The organism is Psychrobacter sp. TWP2-1-2 (genome assembly GCF_049896785.1).
In the GTDB taxonomy this organism is placed as follows: Bacteria; Pseudomonadota; Gammaproteobacteria; order Pseudomonadales; family Moraxellaceae; genus Psychrobacter.
In genome coordinates, this window is the sequence record NZ_JAFCVA010000001.1 from 23013 (window position 1) to 41429 (window position 18417).

Genomic DNA, 18417 nt, shown 5'->3' on the forward strand with positions numbered 1-18417 from the left:
TAAAACTTAGGCAATTGCTATCTATCATATACTAAATGTTACTTTATGTAAGTAGTATTACTGTAAATAATGCTAGAATTTACAGATAGATATGAGATCCACTACCAGCGGTGCTTGCCCCAATTTTCAGGGTTGGCCCAATAATCCGCATTTAACCAATTTGGCAGCTGTTTATAATCATATAAATTGAACTGCCAAAGTCTAGCGGACGCTGATGATTTTACAGATAAAGGCTGCTTTGTTTGGTAAGTAGTATTCATCTCTAAAGATGGCTCATGCAAGATATCAAATGGGGTAAAGCCATAAGCTTTGAGATCTAGGGTGTCATCAAGGGCGATGAGCAGGTGTGCCGCATAAAGATCTCGATAGCGCATGAGCAGCGGAATATACTGCTGCAGCAACTCTGGTGAGAGTGTGGGCAACCAAAAACAGGCGAGCTCATAACGTTCAGGTAATGGTCGCTGATTGAGCTCTAATAATGTCGATATTTGTGGTGAGCGGGTATTTTTTAGCAGTGTCTTTAATGCTAACCGCGCATTTTGGCCTGGGACGACCCACAGCAACTCAGTGTTATTATCAGTAGATTCAGTCGTTGTGGATGCGTTCGCTTGTATGGTTAGTGAGGGCAAAAGAGCCTCAATGTAATCTATCAGTAATGGTAACGTAATGTCTGAGCGACTGGCAGTTTGCTTTATCATATAATAGGCCGTTTATCGAGTGTTGGTCATCAGTGACCCTATTAAATCATTTTAATCGTGATTATCCAATGGGTGATTGATGCTGATTATGCTGCTCTTTTAATATGTCGACTCTCTCATTCTTTTGATATATGGACTCTCTCATTGCCATCGCATTTTGATAAGTGTCATGGACGATGAACATAATAAAATTGGGACCTGCTCTTGAAATTTGGCAGTTTAGGTCAATGTAGCAAGATACCATTATCATGTTGATGGTCATAAGATTATGCTAATTGATGACCTGCCTTAGCCTAAATTATCCCGCTTTTTACCGTATATATTTTTTGCCATAAATAATAATAGGAATACCCATGTCTATTGCTGAAACTGATGCTCAAATTATTAATCCTGATATGCCAGATGTGCCACCGCATGCACCAAGTAAAATTAATTTAAAAGATTACCAGAAACCTAGCTTTGATGTGGAAACGGTTGATTTAGATATTAAACTGTTCGAAAATCATGCACAGGTAGACAGCACTCTGAAGATGGTACGTCAAACAGCAGGAGATCTCGTATTGTTCGGTGAGGAGTTGGAGCTGATCTCCATTACGATGAATGGTAAGCCATTGACGGCTGAGGATTATCAACAACAAGCAGGCACGTTGACGATTGCTAATGCATCTGATGAGGTTGTTTTAGAGATTCAAGTACGTATCTGTCCGCAGACCAATACCGCACTTGAAGGGTTCTATATGGCGGGCAGTGGTGATGAGACGATGTTTGTCACTCAATGTGAGCCAGAAGGCTTTCGTAAAATCACCTTTTACCCAGACCGCCCCGATGTATTGGCGATATTTACCACGCGTCTTGAGGCGGATAAGCGTTATGCAACACTATTAGCCAATGGTAACTTGGTCGAAGCGGGTGAGGTGGCAGATGCCCCAGACCGTCATTATGCGATATGGCATGATCCAACCAATAAGCCAAGCTATCTATTTGCCTGTGTTGTCGCTGATTTAGACGTATTAACGGATTCTTATACCACCAGCGAAGGTCGTGAGGTGTTGCTGGAAATATACGCAAAGTCCGCTGACATCGATAAATGTGATGTCGGTATGCAAGCGTTGAAAGATTCGATGAAATGGGATGAGGTTAATTATGGTCGCGCTTACGATTTAGATCGCTATATGATTGTTGCCGTGAGTCAATTTAATATGGGCGCAATGGAAAACAAAGGTCTGAATATTTTTAATACCGCTTGTGTGTTATCCAGTCCTGAGACGACAACGGATGCGCGTAGCTTTAGTGTGAAAGCCATCATTGCCCATGAGTATTTTCATAACTGGACAGGCAATCGCATCACTTGTCGTGATTGGTTCCAGCTGTGCTTAAAAGAAGGCTTTACTGTTTACCGCGATCAATCCTTCTCAGCGGATCAGCAGTCGAGTGCCGTACAGCGTATCGACGATGTGGCGACCTTGCGTGCTCATCAGTTTGCGGAGGATGCAGGACCACTGGCGCACCCGGTACGCCCTGAAAGTTTCGTTGAGATTAATAATTTTTATACGACGACTGTTTATGAGAAAGGCGCTGAAATCGTGCGCATGATTGCCAATACGTTAGGAGCCGAGAATTTTCGTAAAGGCACGGATGAGTATTTCCGTCGTTATGATGGGCAAGCAGTCACGGTTGAGGACTTTTTATCTGCGCTTAGCATCACTGATAGCAAGATTGAAAGCTTCATCGACTGGTATCGTCAGCCAGGCACACCAATGGTGTCTGGTCATCAACATTATGACCATGCAGCGCAGACACTGACGATTACGTTAAATCAGCAAACCCGTCATGTCAGTGGCTTTGCTGCGCCAAAACCCTTGCCTATTCCGGTAGCGACTGCGCTATTTGATAAAGACAGTGGTGACATTGTGGCTGAGCGTATGCTGCTACTCGATCAAGCCACGCAAACCTTTACCTTCAAAAATATAGCGCGTGAGCCTGTCGTATCCTTGCTACGTGATTTTAGTGCGCCAGTACAGCTCAATTATGATTATCAAGATGCAGATTTGGCATTTTTGCTCAAACATGAAACCAATGGTTTTAACCGCTGGCAAGTGACGCAGATGCTGGTCAATCGTATCTTGCTGCAAGGTCAAGGCGAGAAGAGCAGTCCTGACATCTATCTGCAAGCACTAGCGCAGACATTGCCTGTGCTCGCGGCTAAGGATGCGATGTTGGCTGCCCGCTTGCTTGATATTCCATCAGCGCAAGAGCTGGCGTCTGCTATTCATAAGGATTACGATCCAGCATTGGTGAAAGCGCAGCGCGACGACTTGTATCAGCAGCTTGCAGAGGCGCTAAAAGATCAATGGGCTGAGCTTTATGAGCAGCTACCAATGCAGTCTTATGAAGATAGTGCCGAGGCTCGTGGCACCCGTGCCTTGCGTAATGTGGTGCTCGATATGGCGCTGACCGCGAATGTCGATGGCGCAGGTGAATGGGCGCAGCAGCAGTATGATGATGCAAGCTGTATGACGGAGCGTTTCGGCGCGTTGAAAGCGATGGTCAATCATCAACTGCTAAATGCTGATGAGTATTTGGCGGACTTTTATAATCGCTTCCAAAATAATGATTTGGTCATCGATTTATGGTTTAGTGTGCAGGCGTCTGCTGATATTGTGACCGCTGATACTATCCAATCCTTGATCGCTCACGCAGATTTTGATTGGAATACGCCCAATCGTGTACGCTCAGTGGTCAGTGCCTTTACCTCGCAGCCAACGGCTTTATGGACGGCAGAAGGGTTAGAGCTTTATATTGGTGTGATTAAAAAGTTGGATGATGCCAATCCTGTTTTGGCGTCGCGCTTATTGCAAGTGCTAGCGCGTTGGAATACCTTGGCTGAGCCACGTCGTCAAATGGCGCATGAGCGGTTGATTGAGTTGCAAAAGCAGGCTTCTTCTAAGCACGTACTTGAAAGTCTAAACAGTGTTTTAGGATCAGCGAGCGAGTAGGGTAAATTAAATGACTCTATAACAATAAACTAAATTATTTTATAAGAAAAAGCCCGTCCGATAATAATATCGGACGGGCTTTTTTATTAAACGCTTAATAATGCTTAAAAAACTTAATATTCTGTGTTTATGGGCAATCGTTATTAAAGATTAAAAATTAACGGTTAGGCAAAACGTCTTTGACCATATCACGTAGGTTATGTAAGGCAGTGACCGTACTATCCCAATCTAAGCAACCGTCAGTGATAGACTTGCCATATTCGAGCTGACTTAAGTCAGCGGTCAGTTTCTGATTGCCGCCCTTTAGATGACTCTCAATCATCATACCGATGATAGATTTATTGCCGTTTTGAATTTGTTCCGCAACGTTTTGGATAACCATCGGTTGTAGATATGGGTCTTTACCTGAGTTGGCATGGCTTGAGTCAATCATAATCTTGCTATTGGTTTTGCCTTTTGCCAGCTCATTTTCCACTTGTGCAACCGCAGTTTCGTCATAGTTGGGCTTGCCGTTACCACCGCGAAGTACCACGTGCGCGTAAGGGTTGCCTTTAGACTTGATGATTGAGACTTTGCCATCTGCTGACAGACCTAAGAAGCTATGACCTTCTTTTACGGCTTGCATTGCGTTAACAGCGACCGTCATGCCGCCATCTGTTCCATTTTTAAAGCCTACTGGGCACGATAAGCCTGAACTCATTTCACGATGCGTTTGGCTCTCAGTGGTACGTGCGCCAATCGCTGACCAGCTGATCAAATCCTGCATGTACTGCGGGGTATTCGGGTCTAATGCTTCGGTGGCGCAAGGAAGACCTTTTTCATTCAAATCGAGCAGTAGCTTACGGGCAGTACGCAGACCTTTTTCAATGTCGAAGCTGTCATTCATATCAGGGTCATTAATCATGCCTTTCCAGCCAACGGTTGTGCGCGGCTTTTCAAAATATACGCGCATCACCACAAACACGCTATCTTCGATTTCTTTTGCTAATATGGCCAAACGATCGGCATATTCGTGAGCGGCTTTGATATCATGAATAGAGCAGGGGCCGATGACCACAAAGAGGCGCTTGTCTTTACCGTCCAAGATGTTTTGGATGGTATTACGACCGTTTAATACGGTTTTATAGGCTGCATCTGATAAAGGTAGCTCAGTTTTTAGCTCAGCGGGAGTGATCAAAGGAATGAACTTTTCAATATTCACGTCGTCAATATCTGCATTATGGGTAACTGATGTTGTCATGGTTATATATCGTCTAGCTGATTTATAGGGAGTTTCATTATGCGGACAAAAGTGTTGGTTGACAAGGGCAGTCGCGCAGTTAATTGACTGATAACTGGAATGAGGAAACCAAAACTTAGTTATACTTGTTCAGCGCCAATCGTATATGAGCGCTTCAACAAGCAAGATTGTTACTCAATTTATCTGTCCGTATAGAAAAACGAATTAACCCGTTAAGTAGTCATTTCCAGCTTTTATCAGCTAATTTAGCTATTTGTATCATCGTCACGTATGATGACAATATAAAAGGTATGACGATAAAATAGTGAGTATGGCGAATGCTTAGGTATCACAGAGCTTTCGCGCAGATTTTATGCGTCGTATTTTATAACAATCATTCATTTATTTTATATGCATTTATTGTATTTTTTAATATCGAGAGCTTGTCATGACAGATTCTGCTACGACTGATCAATATCATAACCTTATAGACCAAACAGAGACTGAAATTCAACGTGCTGAATTACAGACTGTGCCATTGGTCATCGGTATCGTCGCAGGTGAGGTGTCAGGGGATAGCTTGGGCGCAGACTTCATGCAGCAGATGAATAATCTACGCGATGATATTGTGTGGGTCGGCGTCGGTGGTACAAAGATGCAAGCGCAAGGGCTGCAAAGTATTTTTCCGTTAGAGCGTTTGGCGGTGATGGGTTTGGTAGAAGTCATGGCGCAATTGCCTGACTTACTTAAAGCTCGCCGTGAATTACTGAGCGCATTTAAAGCCGCTGATATTGATTGGTTTATTGGCATTGATGCGCCTGATTTTAATCTTAGAGTGGCTAAAAAATTAAAACCGCAAGGCGTATTCTGCGTGCAGTATGTCAGCCCTTCTATTTGGGCATGGCGTGAGTCACGTATTCATAATATCAAAGCGGCGACCGACCTTGTGTTGTGTTTGTTCCCCTTTGAGCTGTCCGTTTATGAGCGTCATAATCATCCAGCAATATGTGTTGGTCATCCGCTGTTGCGTACGATCGATCAAACATTGTTAGAAACACCGATAAATCAGCGCCGTAGTGAGCTGGTTTGGCACAACGATGGCTTGCAGCAGTTTTTTATTGAACGATTTGACGATGTCAGCCAGCTTATTTGTGTGATGCCAGGCTCTCGTCGCGGTGAAATCACGGCTATTTTGCCATTGATGTTAGATGGTATTCAAAAGTTAATATTGCTTGACCCCAAGCTGTGCTTTATCATTCCGACCGTCGACCAGAATCACCAATATATCGTCCAAGATGTTATTGACCAGCGCTCAGAGCAACTACGTGCTGCCATCGTGGTGGTCTATGATGATAGCCAGCCAGCCTTTAGTCAACAAGCGATGGCAGCCTCAGATATTGTAATGCTAGCATCTGGCACTGCAACGCTAGAGGCGATGCTGTTAGAGCGACCGATGGTGGTGGTTTATCAATTAAATAAGCTCACTTATCAGATTGCCAAACGCTTAGTCAAAGTGCCTTATGTGGCGCTGCCCAATATTTTGGCTGATACTGCAATCGTTCCTGAGTTGATCCAAGAGCAGGCGAGTGGCGACAATATCTGTCGTACGGTCATGCGGCTACTACAACCGCGTGCCTATGCTGAGCAATTAAAAGATATCGTCGCCACCAAGCACTTATTACAACAGCAGAGTAATCATGATCCTGCTAATAGTGTGATTGAGCAATGGTTTATCCAAGCGAAACATCGGATTTAAGCCATTATTGATTGCGATCATTTCTTCTTCTATTAATTACAATGATACCTAATAACAAAGATACCGCGCCCCTATGAGTAACCAGTACCAAACCCACAACTCTGTCACCCCGATCGAAGTAAGTATTGAGCAAATTGATATCAAAGGTCAATATCTACAGCTGGTTGAGCCTATTCGTTTATCGGGTCAGGTAGATATTGGTGAGCTACTTGTTCAGTATCCGATCAAGGTGGAGCAAGGCTTACAGCAGTCAACGCTACAAATGGGCGTTGATGAGGCAGGACGTGGGCCGTTACTCGGTAGCGTCAATGTGGCTGCTGCGATATTGCCTAAAACCTGGTCAGGATTGATTGAGATGCAGCCATTAAAGGACACGCCATTATCTATCTTGACCGACTCCAAGCAGCTGAGTGAAAAGAAGCGTGACCGACTTTATCCATTGGTTCAACAGCATGCTATTGGTTATGTTGTCGCCGAGATCCCAGCAGCGGTCATCGATCAAGTCAATATCTTGCAAGCGACGATGCTCGGTATGCGCTTATGTACCGAAGTATTGTTAAAAGCCATTGCTCATCATCTTGTCAACTCTATGAGGCAGGTCGAAGTTTTGTTCGATGGTAATCGCTGCCCTGAATTAAATGAGGCAATGCTCGCTGAACTGGGTATAGAAAAATCGACTATCGATTGCCAAGCGTGGGTAAAGGGCGATGCGCGTCATACCAGCATTGCTGCCGCCAGTATATTGGCTAAAGTCAGTCGTGACAAAGCCATGTATGCGCTTGATGCCAAGCATCCAGAATACGGTATCGCCAAACATAAAGGCTATCCAACACGTGCACACATGGAGGCGATCGAAAAATACGGCGTATTATCTGCGCATAGACGTAGTTTTGTACCAGTCAGAAAGTCATTAGAGAAAGCCACTTAAGAAGAAAGCACTTAAAAATAAACGTTAAACTGAGCGTGCTTCTTTAAAATAGCCTAAGCAAAAATAGTCATGGCTAAAAATAAGACAGTCCGTAATGAACGTATCAGTCTTCAACAAACACCAAGTAAAAATTTTTGGACTGTATTACAATGCCATTACAAATAAATTCAATACTGTGATGTTAGGGCGTGTCGAACATTCGACCATGGCACTGACAGAGGCTATTTTGCAGGCGATTCGACGTTAAAAATAGTAAGTTTAGTCATTCTAAGCGTCTCTTTTTAACAATGAAGCGGCAAAAAAGAGTCCTGTCCCCTTCTGTTAATATCGGGGCTGATACTAAAACTGCCCCATACTGCGTTGCAATTCTAGCTAAGGTATTAACATTATCGTCGACTTGCGCCTTGTCTGGAACAATTTTAGCTATCAGCAGTGCCCATTTGTGAATGTTCAACACGCCCTAGCAGCTTAAGTCTACTTAGCTTATGTCCGCATACTTAACGCTAGCTTTTATTGACTTATATACGTGCTACTATTCTATAGGATAAAAAATGACGCTCAGTACGCTATTAATCAGTACGCCACAAAAAAATCTTGCTGCAGTGCTTTTTTTGACAGTATTTATAACGGCTTGTGGTGGGGGCGGTGGTGGCTCTGATAGCAGCTCTAATACCAATGCGCCAAGCCCGAACCCACCTGCTATCGAGCCAAACGATCAGCCCAATGGTAATACAAGTGACAATTCAAGCGATAATGTTGGCGACCAACCTGATAGCACTACTGCTACTAATGAGGTAAAGGCTGCATTAATTGCCAACAATAAGTTCAGTTTGGCACGTACCAGCTGTGGTCTGAGCGGCTTATCTGTTGATACCGCGCTTGATGATGTTGCCATTAAACATGCAAATTATATTAAATACGTCTTTGCCAATAGCTCACCGACCGCATTCAGCGCGCATTACGAAAATAAGATTGCAGATATTTCGGGCGTTACCAGTAGCAATAATCCATTTTTTGGTGGGCTCAGTTTTACCGATCGCTTATCAAACGCAAATTACCCAAATGTACGATATGGTGTGACTGAAAATATCGCCCAATCTATCCACTATAGTTCAGCAGGCAATCTTATTCGCTCGGATGTTGTGGCAGGCTCGATGGCAAAGTCCTTGCTGGCAGCGCCTTACCATTTGCGTTCATTAATGATGCCTAGTGCAAGCGTGACGGGTACTGGAGTGGTTATCTATGAGCCGTACAATAAAGAGGCGGCGAATAACCAAGGTTATGTATTGGTCAACCATGCAGCAGCGACCCAAGCGACTAAAGATAATACGATTAAAGGCGTATTCACTTATCCATGTGAAGGCGTGACGGATACAGTAACCGCGCTATATAATGAGACGCCAGATCCTGTCAAGCATACAGGGCGTGACTTGCGAGTGGATCCTATCGGACAACCTATTTATATCAATATGCCATCTGCTCAAACGATTGATATCAGCAATGTGACATTCCATGATATCCAGCGAAATATCGATGTACCGATTGAGCTGCTAGACTATCGCCAAGATCCCTATAAAAATACGGCAAATGCACTACCAGAAAACGAAGCTTTTATATTACCAATCACTGATAATTTAAAAAGCTGCCAGATTGCCAGTAAAAAAGGCAAAAACTGTGGTTTACATGGCAACAGTGACTACCGTGTCAGCTTTGATATTTTAGTGGATAATAAAACTATCGAGCGTGAGAGCTTTACCTTTACGACAGGGATAGTGAACTAATAATTAAGTGAACTAAGACGTGTTCTTAATCTGAATAAAAGCACCAATCTGAACGAAAGGATCTAAAGAATAAGTAGAATAAAGCAAGGGCTGAACCAGTTATCTGATTTAGCCCTTGCTTTATTATTATAGTCAATCCATTGCACTATAAAGAAGTTCGGCGTTCATCTCGCTTGAAATACTATATATGCCTATACTTGGTTGCCTTGCAATTCACACTTCTTTTGAGTCGAAGTAACTATATTAGAATAAATCATATTGCAATCAATCATATAGATATATAAGCGCTAAAACGACGAGTTCGGTTGTTGCAAGAAGGCTTCTTCTTCATCCGTTGACTCGCGATCTAAAATGTCATTGCGATGCGGATAGCGACCGAATTGCTCAATGATATCTTTATGACGATTTTCGAAATCCAGCGTATTGTCATCATGTAATTTCTCAAACAATGGTAAGTAGCGCTTATGGATCATCAATGATTCAGAATGCATAAATGGCATGATGATAAACTTGCGCCATTCAGTCGGTAATGTATCAAAGTGTGGTTGTCCAATAGCCTCTTGTGCCAATGCGATAGCCATACTATCTTGTGCAAAAGCGCCTGCTTGCCCGCGACATAAATTACGCGAAAACTGATCTAAGACAATAATTTCTGCTAGTCTGCCTGCCAACGCCGTGATGGAGCTATTGCTATCAGTTGGCGCGTTTGCGCTACGCCATGTCACGCATTCACCTTGCTTGGCAGCGTGCCAGATGTCACCGAATTTATCTTTTATCTGCGTATCAAAAGCATCATTTTGCGCAAACCAATATTGCTCATTGTCTTTGTTGAACCAAAACTCCAGTACTGTACGCGCATTAGCATCAAGATGTTCTAAATGAATATTTTTTGGGTCGAGCTGCGATGAATAAGCTTGGCTAGTAGCAGTGGAATAATCGGTTGATAGTGACATAAGATATTCTAATTATGATGAATTTAGTCTACTATAGCGCAAATATTTATGTCTGTCATGATGCCAACAGCAGCTATTAGGTAACCTCTTATGAATGCAAAAACTTCGCTAAACATTACCCAATCATCTCTACCGCCCACGCCTTATTATTTGCTCGATGAAGCGGCAATCGTTGCCAATATGCAGATTATCTCGCGGCTGTGTGAGCTATCAGGTGCTAAAGCATTATTGGCGCTCAAATGCTTTGCCACTTGGGGCGTGTTTGATGTGATGCAGCCTTATTTGCACGGCACAACGTCATCGTCACTCAATGAAGTTAGACTTGGCTACGAGACTTTTGGTAAGGGTAAAGACAGTAATAATAAAAAAGAAACTCATGCTTACAGCGTCGCCTATAGCGCCGATGAGATCGATGAAGTATTGAGCTATGCTGATAAAATTATCTTTAACTCTATCTCGCAACTCAATGCATTTAAAGACCAAGCTGCGGCAAAAAATATACCAGTTGGGCTGCGCTTAAACCCAAAAACCAGTAATTCATCGTTTATCATCGCTGATCCTGCGCGTCCTTTTAGCCGTTTGGGCGAACATGATAAAAACAAGATTGCAGCGGTACTTGATGACATTAGTGGGGTAATGATTCATAACAACTGCGAAAATGACAGCTTTGAAGCCTTTAGTGCCAGCTTGGCAGATATCGAAGACAGATTTGGCGATGTTTTAGCGCAGCTTGAGTGGGTGAGTTTGGGCGGCGGTATTCATTTTATCGCGCCTGATTATCCACTAGAAAAACTGGCTGACAGGTTAAAAATCTTTAGTGAAAAATATGGGGTGCAAGTTTATCTTGAACCGGGTGAGGCAAGTATCCATGGTGCTGGGTCATTGGTCACGACCGTCTTAGATACTATGCACAATGAAAAAAATCTCGCTGTAGTAGATTCATCCATTGAAGCGCACATGCTTGATTTGTTAATTTACCGTGAGTCAGCGCCGATAGCGGCTGTTAATAGTGATTTAATGAATATTGCCTCTCTTGATATCGACCCTACCAATATCGCACCCATCAGCCAGAGCGCTAAGTCAGCTGATAATACGATCGTTTATGGTCGTTCTTGTTTGGCGGGTGATATCTTTGGTGAGTATGCCTTGCCAAATAACCTAAAAATAGGTGATACCGTAACCTTTGGTAATGCCGCAGGTTATACCATGGTGAAAAAGAACTGGTTCAATGGTGTTAATATGCCCGCGATTGTGATTCGTCGTCTAGATGGCAGTATAGATGTGCAGCGCGAATTTGATTATCAAGATTACAAAGCCAGCTTGTCTTAATTTAGTTGTATCGGTAAATTGATTTAAATTTTAGAAAACAAAGACTTAAGTGTGTTTTTGAATGACTTTAACTCGTCTGTTTTTTATACATTATTTTTACCGATGTCTTCATAAAAATTGTTATAATCGCCACGGGCAAAAGCCAACAATCAAATGGTGCTTTGCCCGACGGGTGCGTGGGTTTTCCTCGGTCTTCCTTTTTAATTCACGCATATCATTCACTCGTTTCTGTTTTGACTCGCCACTATCGATGGTATCGACAGAGACACAAAGGAGGATTGTTCATTGAACACAAACCAACAAGCCAAATCTAGCAAAAAAGACGTACTCATCATCGGAGCCGGCGGTGTCGCTCAAGTGGTCGCGCATAAATGTGCGATGCATAACGATATCCTTGGCGAGATTCATATTGCCTCGCGCACGCAAGATAAATGTGATGCCATCGCCCAAAGCGTGAAAGATAAGAATAGCTTCAAGCAGCCTGCAGTATTGCATACGCATCAAGTGGATGCTATGGATACTCAAGCGCTGATACAGCTGATTCAAGAGTCGGGTATCCAAATCGTCATCAATGTCGGTTCGGCATTTATCAATATGACGGTATTGGAAGCTTGTATCGAGACAGGTGTTGCTTATATCGATACCGCCATTCACGAAGATCCACGCAAGATTTGTGAGACGCCGCCATGGTATGACAATTACGAATGGCAGCGCAAACAGCGCTGTGCGGACAATAATGTCACGGCGATTTTAGGGGCAGGATTTGACCCCGGTATGGTCAACGCCTATGCGCGTCTTGGCTATGACATGATGGATGCAGGTTCAGTGACGGATATCGATATCATTGATATCAATGCTGGCAGCCATGGTAAATACTTCGCTACTAACTTCGATCCTGAGATTAACTTCCGTGAATTTACCGGTACGGTCTACTCTTGGCAAGACAGCAAGTGGCAGTCTAATAAAATGTTCGAAGTGAAGCGTACTGACGACTTACCAGTGGTTGGCGTGCAAAACAGCTACTTAAGTGGTCATGATGAAGTGCATTCGTTATCCGCCAATTTAGACGTACCAAATATCCGTTTTTGGATGGGCTTTGGTGAGCATTACATTAATGTATTCACTGTGCTACAAAGTTTGGGTCTACTCTCTGAGCAGCCGGTGATGACTGCTGAAGGGCAAGAAGTTATCCCATTAAAAGTAGTGAAAGCGGTTCTACCAGACCCAAGCTCTCTTGCGCCGAATTATACAGGCAAGACCTGCATCGGTGACAAGGTCAAAGGCAAAATCAACGGCGTTGATAGCGAGGTATTTATTTATAATATCTCAGATCATAAAGATGCTTATAATGAGGTTGGTAGCCAAGGTATTTCTTATACCGCAGGTGTGCCACCCGTCGCTGCGGCGATTCTGGTCGCAACTGGTGAGTGGGATGCTGGCAAGATGGTCAACGTCGAAGAGTTGGATGCCAAGCCGTTTATCAATCTGCTGAATAAGATTGGTTTGCCAACGCGTATCAAAGATAGCGAAAGCGACAGAGCGTTAGCGTTTGATATTTAATCAGTAAGTTTATCCAGACATAAAAAAGCCTATCTTTTATAGATAGGCTTTTTTTTATGTCTGGTTTTTTACGTTAATTTTACGAGGAGGTAGGGGAGCTAATCATGTCATCACCCCTCACTAGGATTATAATTTCTCAACGCCGCAATACGGTCATCAAGCGTTGGGTGTGAGCGGAAAAGGTTTGCGATACTAAAGCCCGTAGACTGTCCTGATGAAATAGCAAATGCTTTCATGCTCTCAGGCATTTGATCTGGACGCTGCTCAGAAGGACGTAAAGCATCAAGCGCACTAATCATTTTTTCGCGGCTGGCAAGCTTTGCACCCATCTGGTCCGCACGGAATTCGCGTAGACGCGAGAACCACATTACGATGGCAGACGCCAAAAATCCAAGCAAAATATCCATCACAATACTCGTGATAAAGTAACCAATACCGGGGCTATCACTGGTGTTTTTAAACACCGTCCGATCGACGAAGCTACCAATGATACGCGCAAAGAACATCACAAAGGCATTCACTACGCCTTGAATGAGCGCAAGGGTGACCATATCACCGTTTGCCACGTGACCAATTTCATGCGCCAATACCGCTTCTACTTCATCGGGTGTCATGCTTTGCAGTAAGCCAGATGAAACAGCGACCAACGCTTTGTTCTTATTCCAGCCTGTGGCAAACGCGTTTGGCTGAGAATTATTAAAAATCCCCACTTCTGGCATGCCAATATTTACCGCTCGCGCTTGTCTAGCGACCGTATCTACCAGCCATTTTTCAGTGGCATTGCTTGGCGTTTCAATAACCACCGTTCCCGTTGATCTTTTGGCCATCCATTTCGAGATAAATAATGATACCATCGAACCAACCATACCGTATACGCCGCACATAATGGCAAGGCTGGTGTAATTTAGCCCGCCCGCACCATGTACGCCACCAATTCCAAAAAATCTGGATAAAATACCAAACACGATGCTAAATACCACGATCACCGCTAAGTTGGTTAATAAGAACAATCCGATACGCATCATGATGCCAGTTTCCTCATTTAAATTTAAATACAACTTTAAGACATAATACTCTATGAGGTATTATATTTTTATATATGTTTTTACTTTACATAAATGGCATTATTTTGATAAATAACAATCCCAGTTAACCGTATAAATACAGTGATATGGTTAGAGAGCAAAGAATAAAAATAAAGGATGGCGACATCTAAAAGGTAAAAATAATTATTTTTTGATGGTTTAAATAGTCAAGGGCTAAAAGTAAAAATTAAAACGAAAATAGTGAGCAGGTATCATGAGCACTCACTGTTAAGGTTTTTTATTTAACGCTCTATGAGGTCTAATCATGAACGCTCTAGCACTTAAAGTCCCTCCAGTCGCCCAAGTGATTATTACCGCTGCTGCTATGTATGTCGTCTCTAAAATGGTTCCTGCTTTGACGTTCTCACTCAACGGCTCAACTGCACTGGCAGTGGCTTTGGGTCTGATGGGTCTGAGCTTAGGTATCATGGGTGTAACTCAATTTAGAATCGCTCAGACCACGCCCAATCCGCAAGCGTTAGAGAAGGTCTCTAGTTTAGTGACCAGCGGCGTATATCAGTATAGCCGCAATCCGATGTATGTGGGTTTGGTGCTTATATTATTAGGCTGGGCGTTCTATTTGTTTCATTTTCTGGCATTTGTATTATTGCCTATTTTTATACTTTATATGACGCGCTTTCAAATCCAGCCAGAAGAGCGGATGATGGCACAGAAATTTGGCAAAACTTATCAGGATTATCTAAATAAAGTGCGGCGCTGGATTTGAGGTATAGTAAGTAAAGATTTTATGATAACTGAATGAACAATAAAATCAGGGAGATGACGTTATGGAAATGAAAAATATACCTTTTGCTATTACCGATTGGACGACAGTAGAAGCGGTAGAAAACAGAGGTGAAACGGGCACGGGGTATTGGAAGACTTGCGAATTTAACAATATCAATGTGCATATGGTTGAGTACTCCGCAGGCTACCTTGCTGATCACTGGTGCGATAAAGGACATATTTTATTCTGTGTTGAGGGCGAGTTGAACACTGAGTTAAAAGATGGTCGCACTTTCACCTTAACAGCGGGTATGACTTATCAAGTGGCGGACAATACGATTGCCCATCGTTCGTCAACGAAGATAGGCGCTAAGCTATTTATTGTTGATTGATATTGCCAGTAACACCATAAAATTCATAAAGCTATAAAACCATAGATCTATAAAAATAAAGCGAGAACATAAAATGCAGCTAGAAATCAATGTCATTGATGCTTTCACGGATACGGTTTTTAAGGGGAATTCAGCGGCAGTTGTTATCACTGATAACTGGCTCGCTGATGATTTGATGCAATCGATTGCCTTTGAGAATAATTTATCTGAGACAGCTTTTATGGTTCTTGATGATAAAGGCATTTATCATATCCGCTGGTTTTCTCCCTTTACTGAGATTGCATTTTGCGGACATGCAACGCTAGCGTCAGCCTTTGTGTTATTTAACAAAAACCCTCATTTAAACTGTATTAAATTTTCAGCCAAAGCGGTTGGTATATTGACCATTGTGCAAACAGACGATGGCAAGATACAAATGGATTTTCCTAATACTCAGCCTGAGAAAGTTGACAATATCCCTGATAGCTTGCTTGCAGGACTATCTATTGCACCCGTTGCAGTCTATAAAAATACTCAAGCCTATTTTGTGATTTGTAATGCTGAGTCTGACGTATTAACAGTAGCGCGTGATAACGAGCAGCTAAAACAGCTTGCGCCTTTAGATGTGGTGGTGACTTGTCAGGCTATGTCTGCTGACTACAAAAACTATGATTTTATTTCACGTTATTTTTGGCCAGCCAATGGTGGCGATGAAGACCCAGTGACGGGTTCAGCTCATACAGGGCTTGCACCATTATGGGCTGAGCGTTTGGGTAAAAATCACTTGGTTGCTTATCAAGCATCACGTCGCGGCGGGGTTCTAGACTGTGTCGTCGCAGGTGACAGAGTAATGATTTCTGGCAATGCCGTTCAGTATATGACAGGTTTTATCACGATCGAGGAGTCATAGGGTTGACTGAATTAAAAACCGTTGGACTGTTTGCGCTGACCGCATTGGCAGAGATTGCGGGCTGCTATTTGCCTTATCTATGGCTGCGAGAAGGTAAGTCTATTTGGCTGCTTGTCCCTGGCGTACTAAGTTTGGTCGCTTTCGTTTGGCTGTTGTCTTTACATCCTGCCGCAGCTGGTAGAGTCTACGCGGCTTATGGCGGCGTGTATATTTCGATGGCTATTTTATGGTTGTGGACGGTGAATGGTATCAGGCCGACCACGTGGGATATAGTAGGTTCTGCGGTTGCGTTATTAGGCATGGCAATTATTATGTTTGCGCCGCGCGGTGCTTAGCATAAAGACCGCACCTAGCATAAAAAATGCCAATCAAACCGTGAGGTTCGATTGGCATTTTTTAAATGGCACAATGATGCACTAACTATTAATGTTTACCTAAGATACTGCCGCTGTCGTCTTTCTTAGATTGTTTGGCGGCTTTTTTCTCTTTTGCCGTTAATAGCGGTTTCTTTTTTACGTTCTTTTTACTGTCTTGACCTTTACTCATGGTTTTTTCCTCTTGAGATAAGCCGTAATACCTGTTAAGCCAGTGTAAATAGCTTAAAGGTTAGATTAACGCTGATGACGCAAATAGTGCGTACTGCAATGAGTATATGCTTAAGGGGTCGCAATAGATAGCGCTAGCACAATTCACCTACGATTTGAGTCAATCCTGTATCCATCCCTTGTATGATGCTCCTTCTAAAAATTTGTTTGATAAATGAATTTTATAAGTAGATTTTCGATGCCATGGATTTATTTAGTCAATACTGCTATTAATAAGTGCTTACTTACGGAGTCATCACGATTTGCTATAATAAGCCGCAAGCCGATAAGTCGTCGCGGCAAACTTTTATAATATTCATATTTAGCATAAAAATGCTTACTGTTTTGGTTGATTGTTATGCGTATCCGTAAACTTTTTAAATTTGAAAATGCACATATTGTGCGTAATTGTAGCTCTGAGCGCTGCAAACACTCTATCCATGGTCATAGTTATCAGATTGAACTGATTCTTGAGGCTAAGCGCTTAGATCATGGGCAAATGGTCTATGATTTTGGCTTATTAAAATCGTCTATCAAGGACATTATCGATAGCTTTGATCATGCGATTTGTTTTTGGAATAAAGACGACCCTGAGTATGTCGCTGCCTGTAAAAAATTCAGTGCGCGCTGGATAAGCTTGCCAGTATCGCCATCGGCAGAGCAGTTTTCACGCGTGATATTCTTTTGGGCGCAAGAAATTTTAAAACAAACCCAAATGCAAAACGGTGAATCTGATGTTAGCGTTTACTCGGTGATTGCACACGAAACTGCTACCGGTTACGCACAGTGCTTTGCTGATGATGTGGCGAATGAGCAAATGGGTAAGCTTCATCTAGAAGCGTTTGAGTTTAGCGATCAAGTCAGTGCCGAGTGGCACGATCCTGAGCTATATGCCAAATTGATCCGCGGTGAAAGCTTTATTAACCCAACGGTGACTATGCAGGTACAGACGCAAGTGCAGGTAGGTAAGCCCGATGCCTAATAGTACAACAGAGGAAAAAAACGCTAAGACGCTGACACTGTATACAGAAGCCGATACTCAGCGTTTGGCTGAGCAATTGGCAGCGTTGCCATTGACAGGTAGTGTCTGGTTAGCAGGTGATTTAGGGGCAGGTAAAACGACTCTGACTCGCTATTGGTTGCAGGCGCTCGGGCATGCAGGTGCCGTCAAAAGCCCGACTTATACTTTGGTTGAGCCTTATAGCATCGAGCAAAAAGATGGCTTAATCAAGCCAGTTTACCACGCGGATTTGTATCGTCTGCAAGACCCAGAAGAGCTGTCTTTTATCGGTTTTGATGAATATCTGGATGAGCCAAACGCGTTGGTTATCATCGAATGGGCCAGCCGCGCAGACAGCTATTTACCGCCGCCGACCTTGTTTATCGATATGACGCAAGCTACTAGCACTGATAAGGATAATGAGTCTCGTCAAGTTGAGCTGCGGCTATCGAAGGCTGGACAAGCGCAAGGCTTGGATTTATCCTCTGTTAAGATTTAATTATACATTTGAATATTTAACA

The 18417-nt window shown here is 43.1% G+C and carries 18 protein-coding genes; 13 read left to right on the forward strand and 5 right to left on the reverse strand.

Annotated features, from left to right (window positions below):
* Nucleotides 1-101: 101 nt before the first annotated feature.
* A complete protein-coding gene (locus ACP7AE_RS00105) occupies nt 102-698 on the reverse strand; it encodes a DUF6231 family protein (protein ID WP_426240939.1) in 597 nt (198 codons plus the stop codon).
* Between the two features lie 395 nt (nt 699-1093).
* Here ACP7AE_RS00105 and pepN point away from each other — a divergent pair, with 395 nt between their 5' ends.
* A complete protein-coding gene (gene pepN, locus ACP7AE_RS00110) occupies nt 1094-3694 on the forward strand; it encodes an aminopeptidase N (protein ID WP_426241156.1) in 2601 nt (866 codons plus the stop codon).
* A 157-nt stretch (nt 3695-3851) separates the two neighbouring features.
* Here the strand turns inward: pepN and ACP7AE_RS00115 are convergent, their stop codons facing one another.
* Nucleotides 3852-4934 carry a 3-deoxy-7-phosphoheptulonate synthase gene (locus tag ACP7AE_RS00115; protein WP_055124944.1) on the reverse strand — a complete coding sequence of 361 codons (1083 nt, stop codon included), beginning with the start codon at nt 4932-4934 and terminating at the stop codon, nt 3852-3854.
* Nucleotides 4935-5361: 427 nt separating this feature from the next.
* On the opposite strand from ACP7AE_RS00115, the gene lpxB reads away from it, so the two are divergent.
* The 4 genes from lpxB (at nt 5362) to ACP7AE_RS00135 (ending at nt 9378) form a co-directional block, all read left to right on the forward strand.
* Entirely contained in the window at nt 5362-6669 is a 1308-nt protein-coding gene (gene lpxB / locus ACP7AE_RS00120; protein WP_426240940.1) for a lipid-A-disaccharide synthase, read from the forward strand.
* Between the two features lie 73 nt (nt 6670-6742).
* Entirely contained in the window at nt 6743-7597 is an 855-nt protein-coding gene (locus tag ACP7AE_RS00125; protein WP_426240941.1) for a ribonuclease HII, read from the forward strand.
* Between the two features lie 94 nt (nt 7598-7691).
* Nucleotides 7692-7844: a hypothetical protein gene (locus ACP7AE_RS00130; protein WP_193008180.1), complete on the forward strand. Its 153-nt coding sequence runs from the start codon at nt 7692-7694 to the stop codon at nt 7842-7844.
* Nucleotides 7845-8148: 304 nt separating this feature from the next.
* The gene (locus tag ACP7AE_RS00135) at nt 8149-9378 is read left to right on the forward strand and encodes a CAP domain-containing protein (protein WP_426240942.1); all 1230 of its coding nucleotides are present in this window, start codon (nt 8149-8151) and stop codon (nt 9376-9378) included.
* 287 nt (nt 9379-9665) lie between these two features.
* Here ACP7AE_RS00135 and ACP7AE_RS00140 read toward each other — a convergent pair whose 3' ends face one another.
* Nucleotides 9666-10331 carry a DUF924 family protein gene (locus ACP7AE_RS00140; protein WP_426240943.1) on the reverse strand — a complete coding sequence of 222 codons (666 nt, stop codon included), beginning with the start codon at nt 10329-10331 and terminating at the stop codon, nt 9666-9668.
* Between the two features lie 90 nt (nt 10332-10421).
* Between ACP7AE_RS00140 and ACP7AE_RS00145 the strand changes: the two genes are divergently transcribed.
* Both ACP7AE_RS00145 and ACP7AE_RS00150 read left to right on the forward strand, forming a co-directional pair.
* Nucleotides 10422-11660 (forward strand): carboxynorspermidine decarboxylase, encoded by a 1239-nt coding sequence (locus ACP7AE_RS00145; RefSeq protein WP_426240944.1) that lies wholly within the window; start codon nt 10422-10424, stop codon nt 11658-11660.
* A gap of 285 nt (nt 11661-11945) precedes the next feature.
* On the forward strand, nt 11946-13220 hold the full coding sequence (locus tag ACP7AE_RS00150; RefSeq protein ID WP_426240945.1) for a saccharopine dehydrogenase NADP-binding domain-containing protein: 1275 nt from the start codon (nt 11946-11948) through the stop codon (nt 13218-13220).
* A gap of 110 nt (nt 13221-13330) precedes the next feature.
* Here the strand turns inward: ACP7AE_RS00150 and htpX are convergent, their stop codons facing one another.
* Entirely contained in the window at nt 13331-14245 is a 915-nt protein-coding gene (gene htpX / locus ACP7AE_RS00155) for a protease HtpX (protein WP_404642453.1), read from the reverse strand.
* A gap of 325 nt (nt 14246-14570) precedes the next feature.
* On the opposite strand from htpX, the gene ACP7AE_RS00160 reads away from it, so the two are divergent.
* From ACP7AE_RS00160 to ACP7AE_RS00175, 4 genes are all read left to right on the forward strand, one after another.
* Entirely contained in the window at nt 14571-15032 is a 462-nt protein-coding gene (locus ACP7AE_RS00160) for a methyltransferase family protein (protein WP_426240946.1), read from the forward strand.
* 61 nt (nt 15033-15093) lie between these two features.
* Nucleotides 15094-15423: a DHCW motif cupin fold protein gene (locus ACP7AE_RS00165; RefSeq protein WP_045446391.1), complete on the forward strand. Its 330-nt coding sequence runs from the start codon at nt 15094-15096 to the stop codon at nt 15421-15423.
* Between the two features lie 73 nt (nt 15424-15496).
* Nucleotides 15497-16312 carry a PhzF family phenazine biosynthesis protein gene (locus ACP7AE_RS00170; protein ID WP_426240947.1) on the forward strand — a complete coding sequence of 272 codons (816 nt, stop codon included), beginning with the start codon at nt 15497-15499 and terminating at the stop codon, nt 16310-16312.
* 2 nt (nt 16313-16314) lie between these two features.
* Nucleotides 16315-16647 carry a YnfA family protein gene (locus tag ACP7AE_RS00175; protein WP_055125033.1) on the forward strand — a complete coding sequence of 111 codons (333 nt, stop codon included), beginning with the start codon at nt 16315-16317 and terminating at the stop codon, nt 16645-16647.
* A gap of 88 nt (nt 16648-16735) precedes the next feature.
* On the opposite strand, the gene ACP7AE_RS00180 is transcribed toward ACP7AE_RS00175, so the two are convergent.
* The gene (locus ACP7AE_RS00180) at nt 16736-16858 is read right to left on the reverse strand and encodes a hypothetical protein (RefSeq protein ID WP_264623036.1); all 123 of its coding nucleotides are present in this window, start codon (nt 16856-16858) and stop codon (nt 16736-16738) included.
* A 396-nt stretch (nt 16859-17254) separates the two neighbouring features.
* Between ACP7AE_RS00180 and ACP7AE_RS00185 the strand changes: the two genes are divergently transcribed.
* On the forward strand, nt 17255-17878 hold the full coding sequence (locus tag ACP7AE_RS00185; RefSeq protein ID WP_045446397.1) for a 6-pyruvoyl trahydropterin synthase family protein: 624 nt from the start codon (nt 17255-17257) through the stop codon (nt 17876-17878).
* Entirely contained in the window at nt 17871-18395 is a 525-nt protein-coding gene (gene tsaE, locus ACP7AE_RS00190; protein ID WP_201553888.1) for a tRNA (adenosine(37)-N6)-threonylcarbamoyltransferase complex ATPase subunit type 1 TsaE, read from the forward strand. The genes ACP7AE_RS00185 and tsaE overlap by 8 nt, the downstream gene beginning before the upstream one ends.
* Nucleotides 18396-18417: the final 22 nt, after the last annotated feature.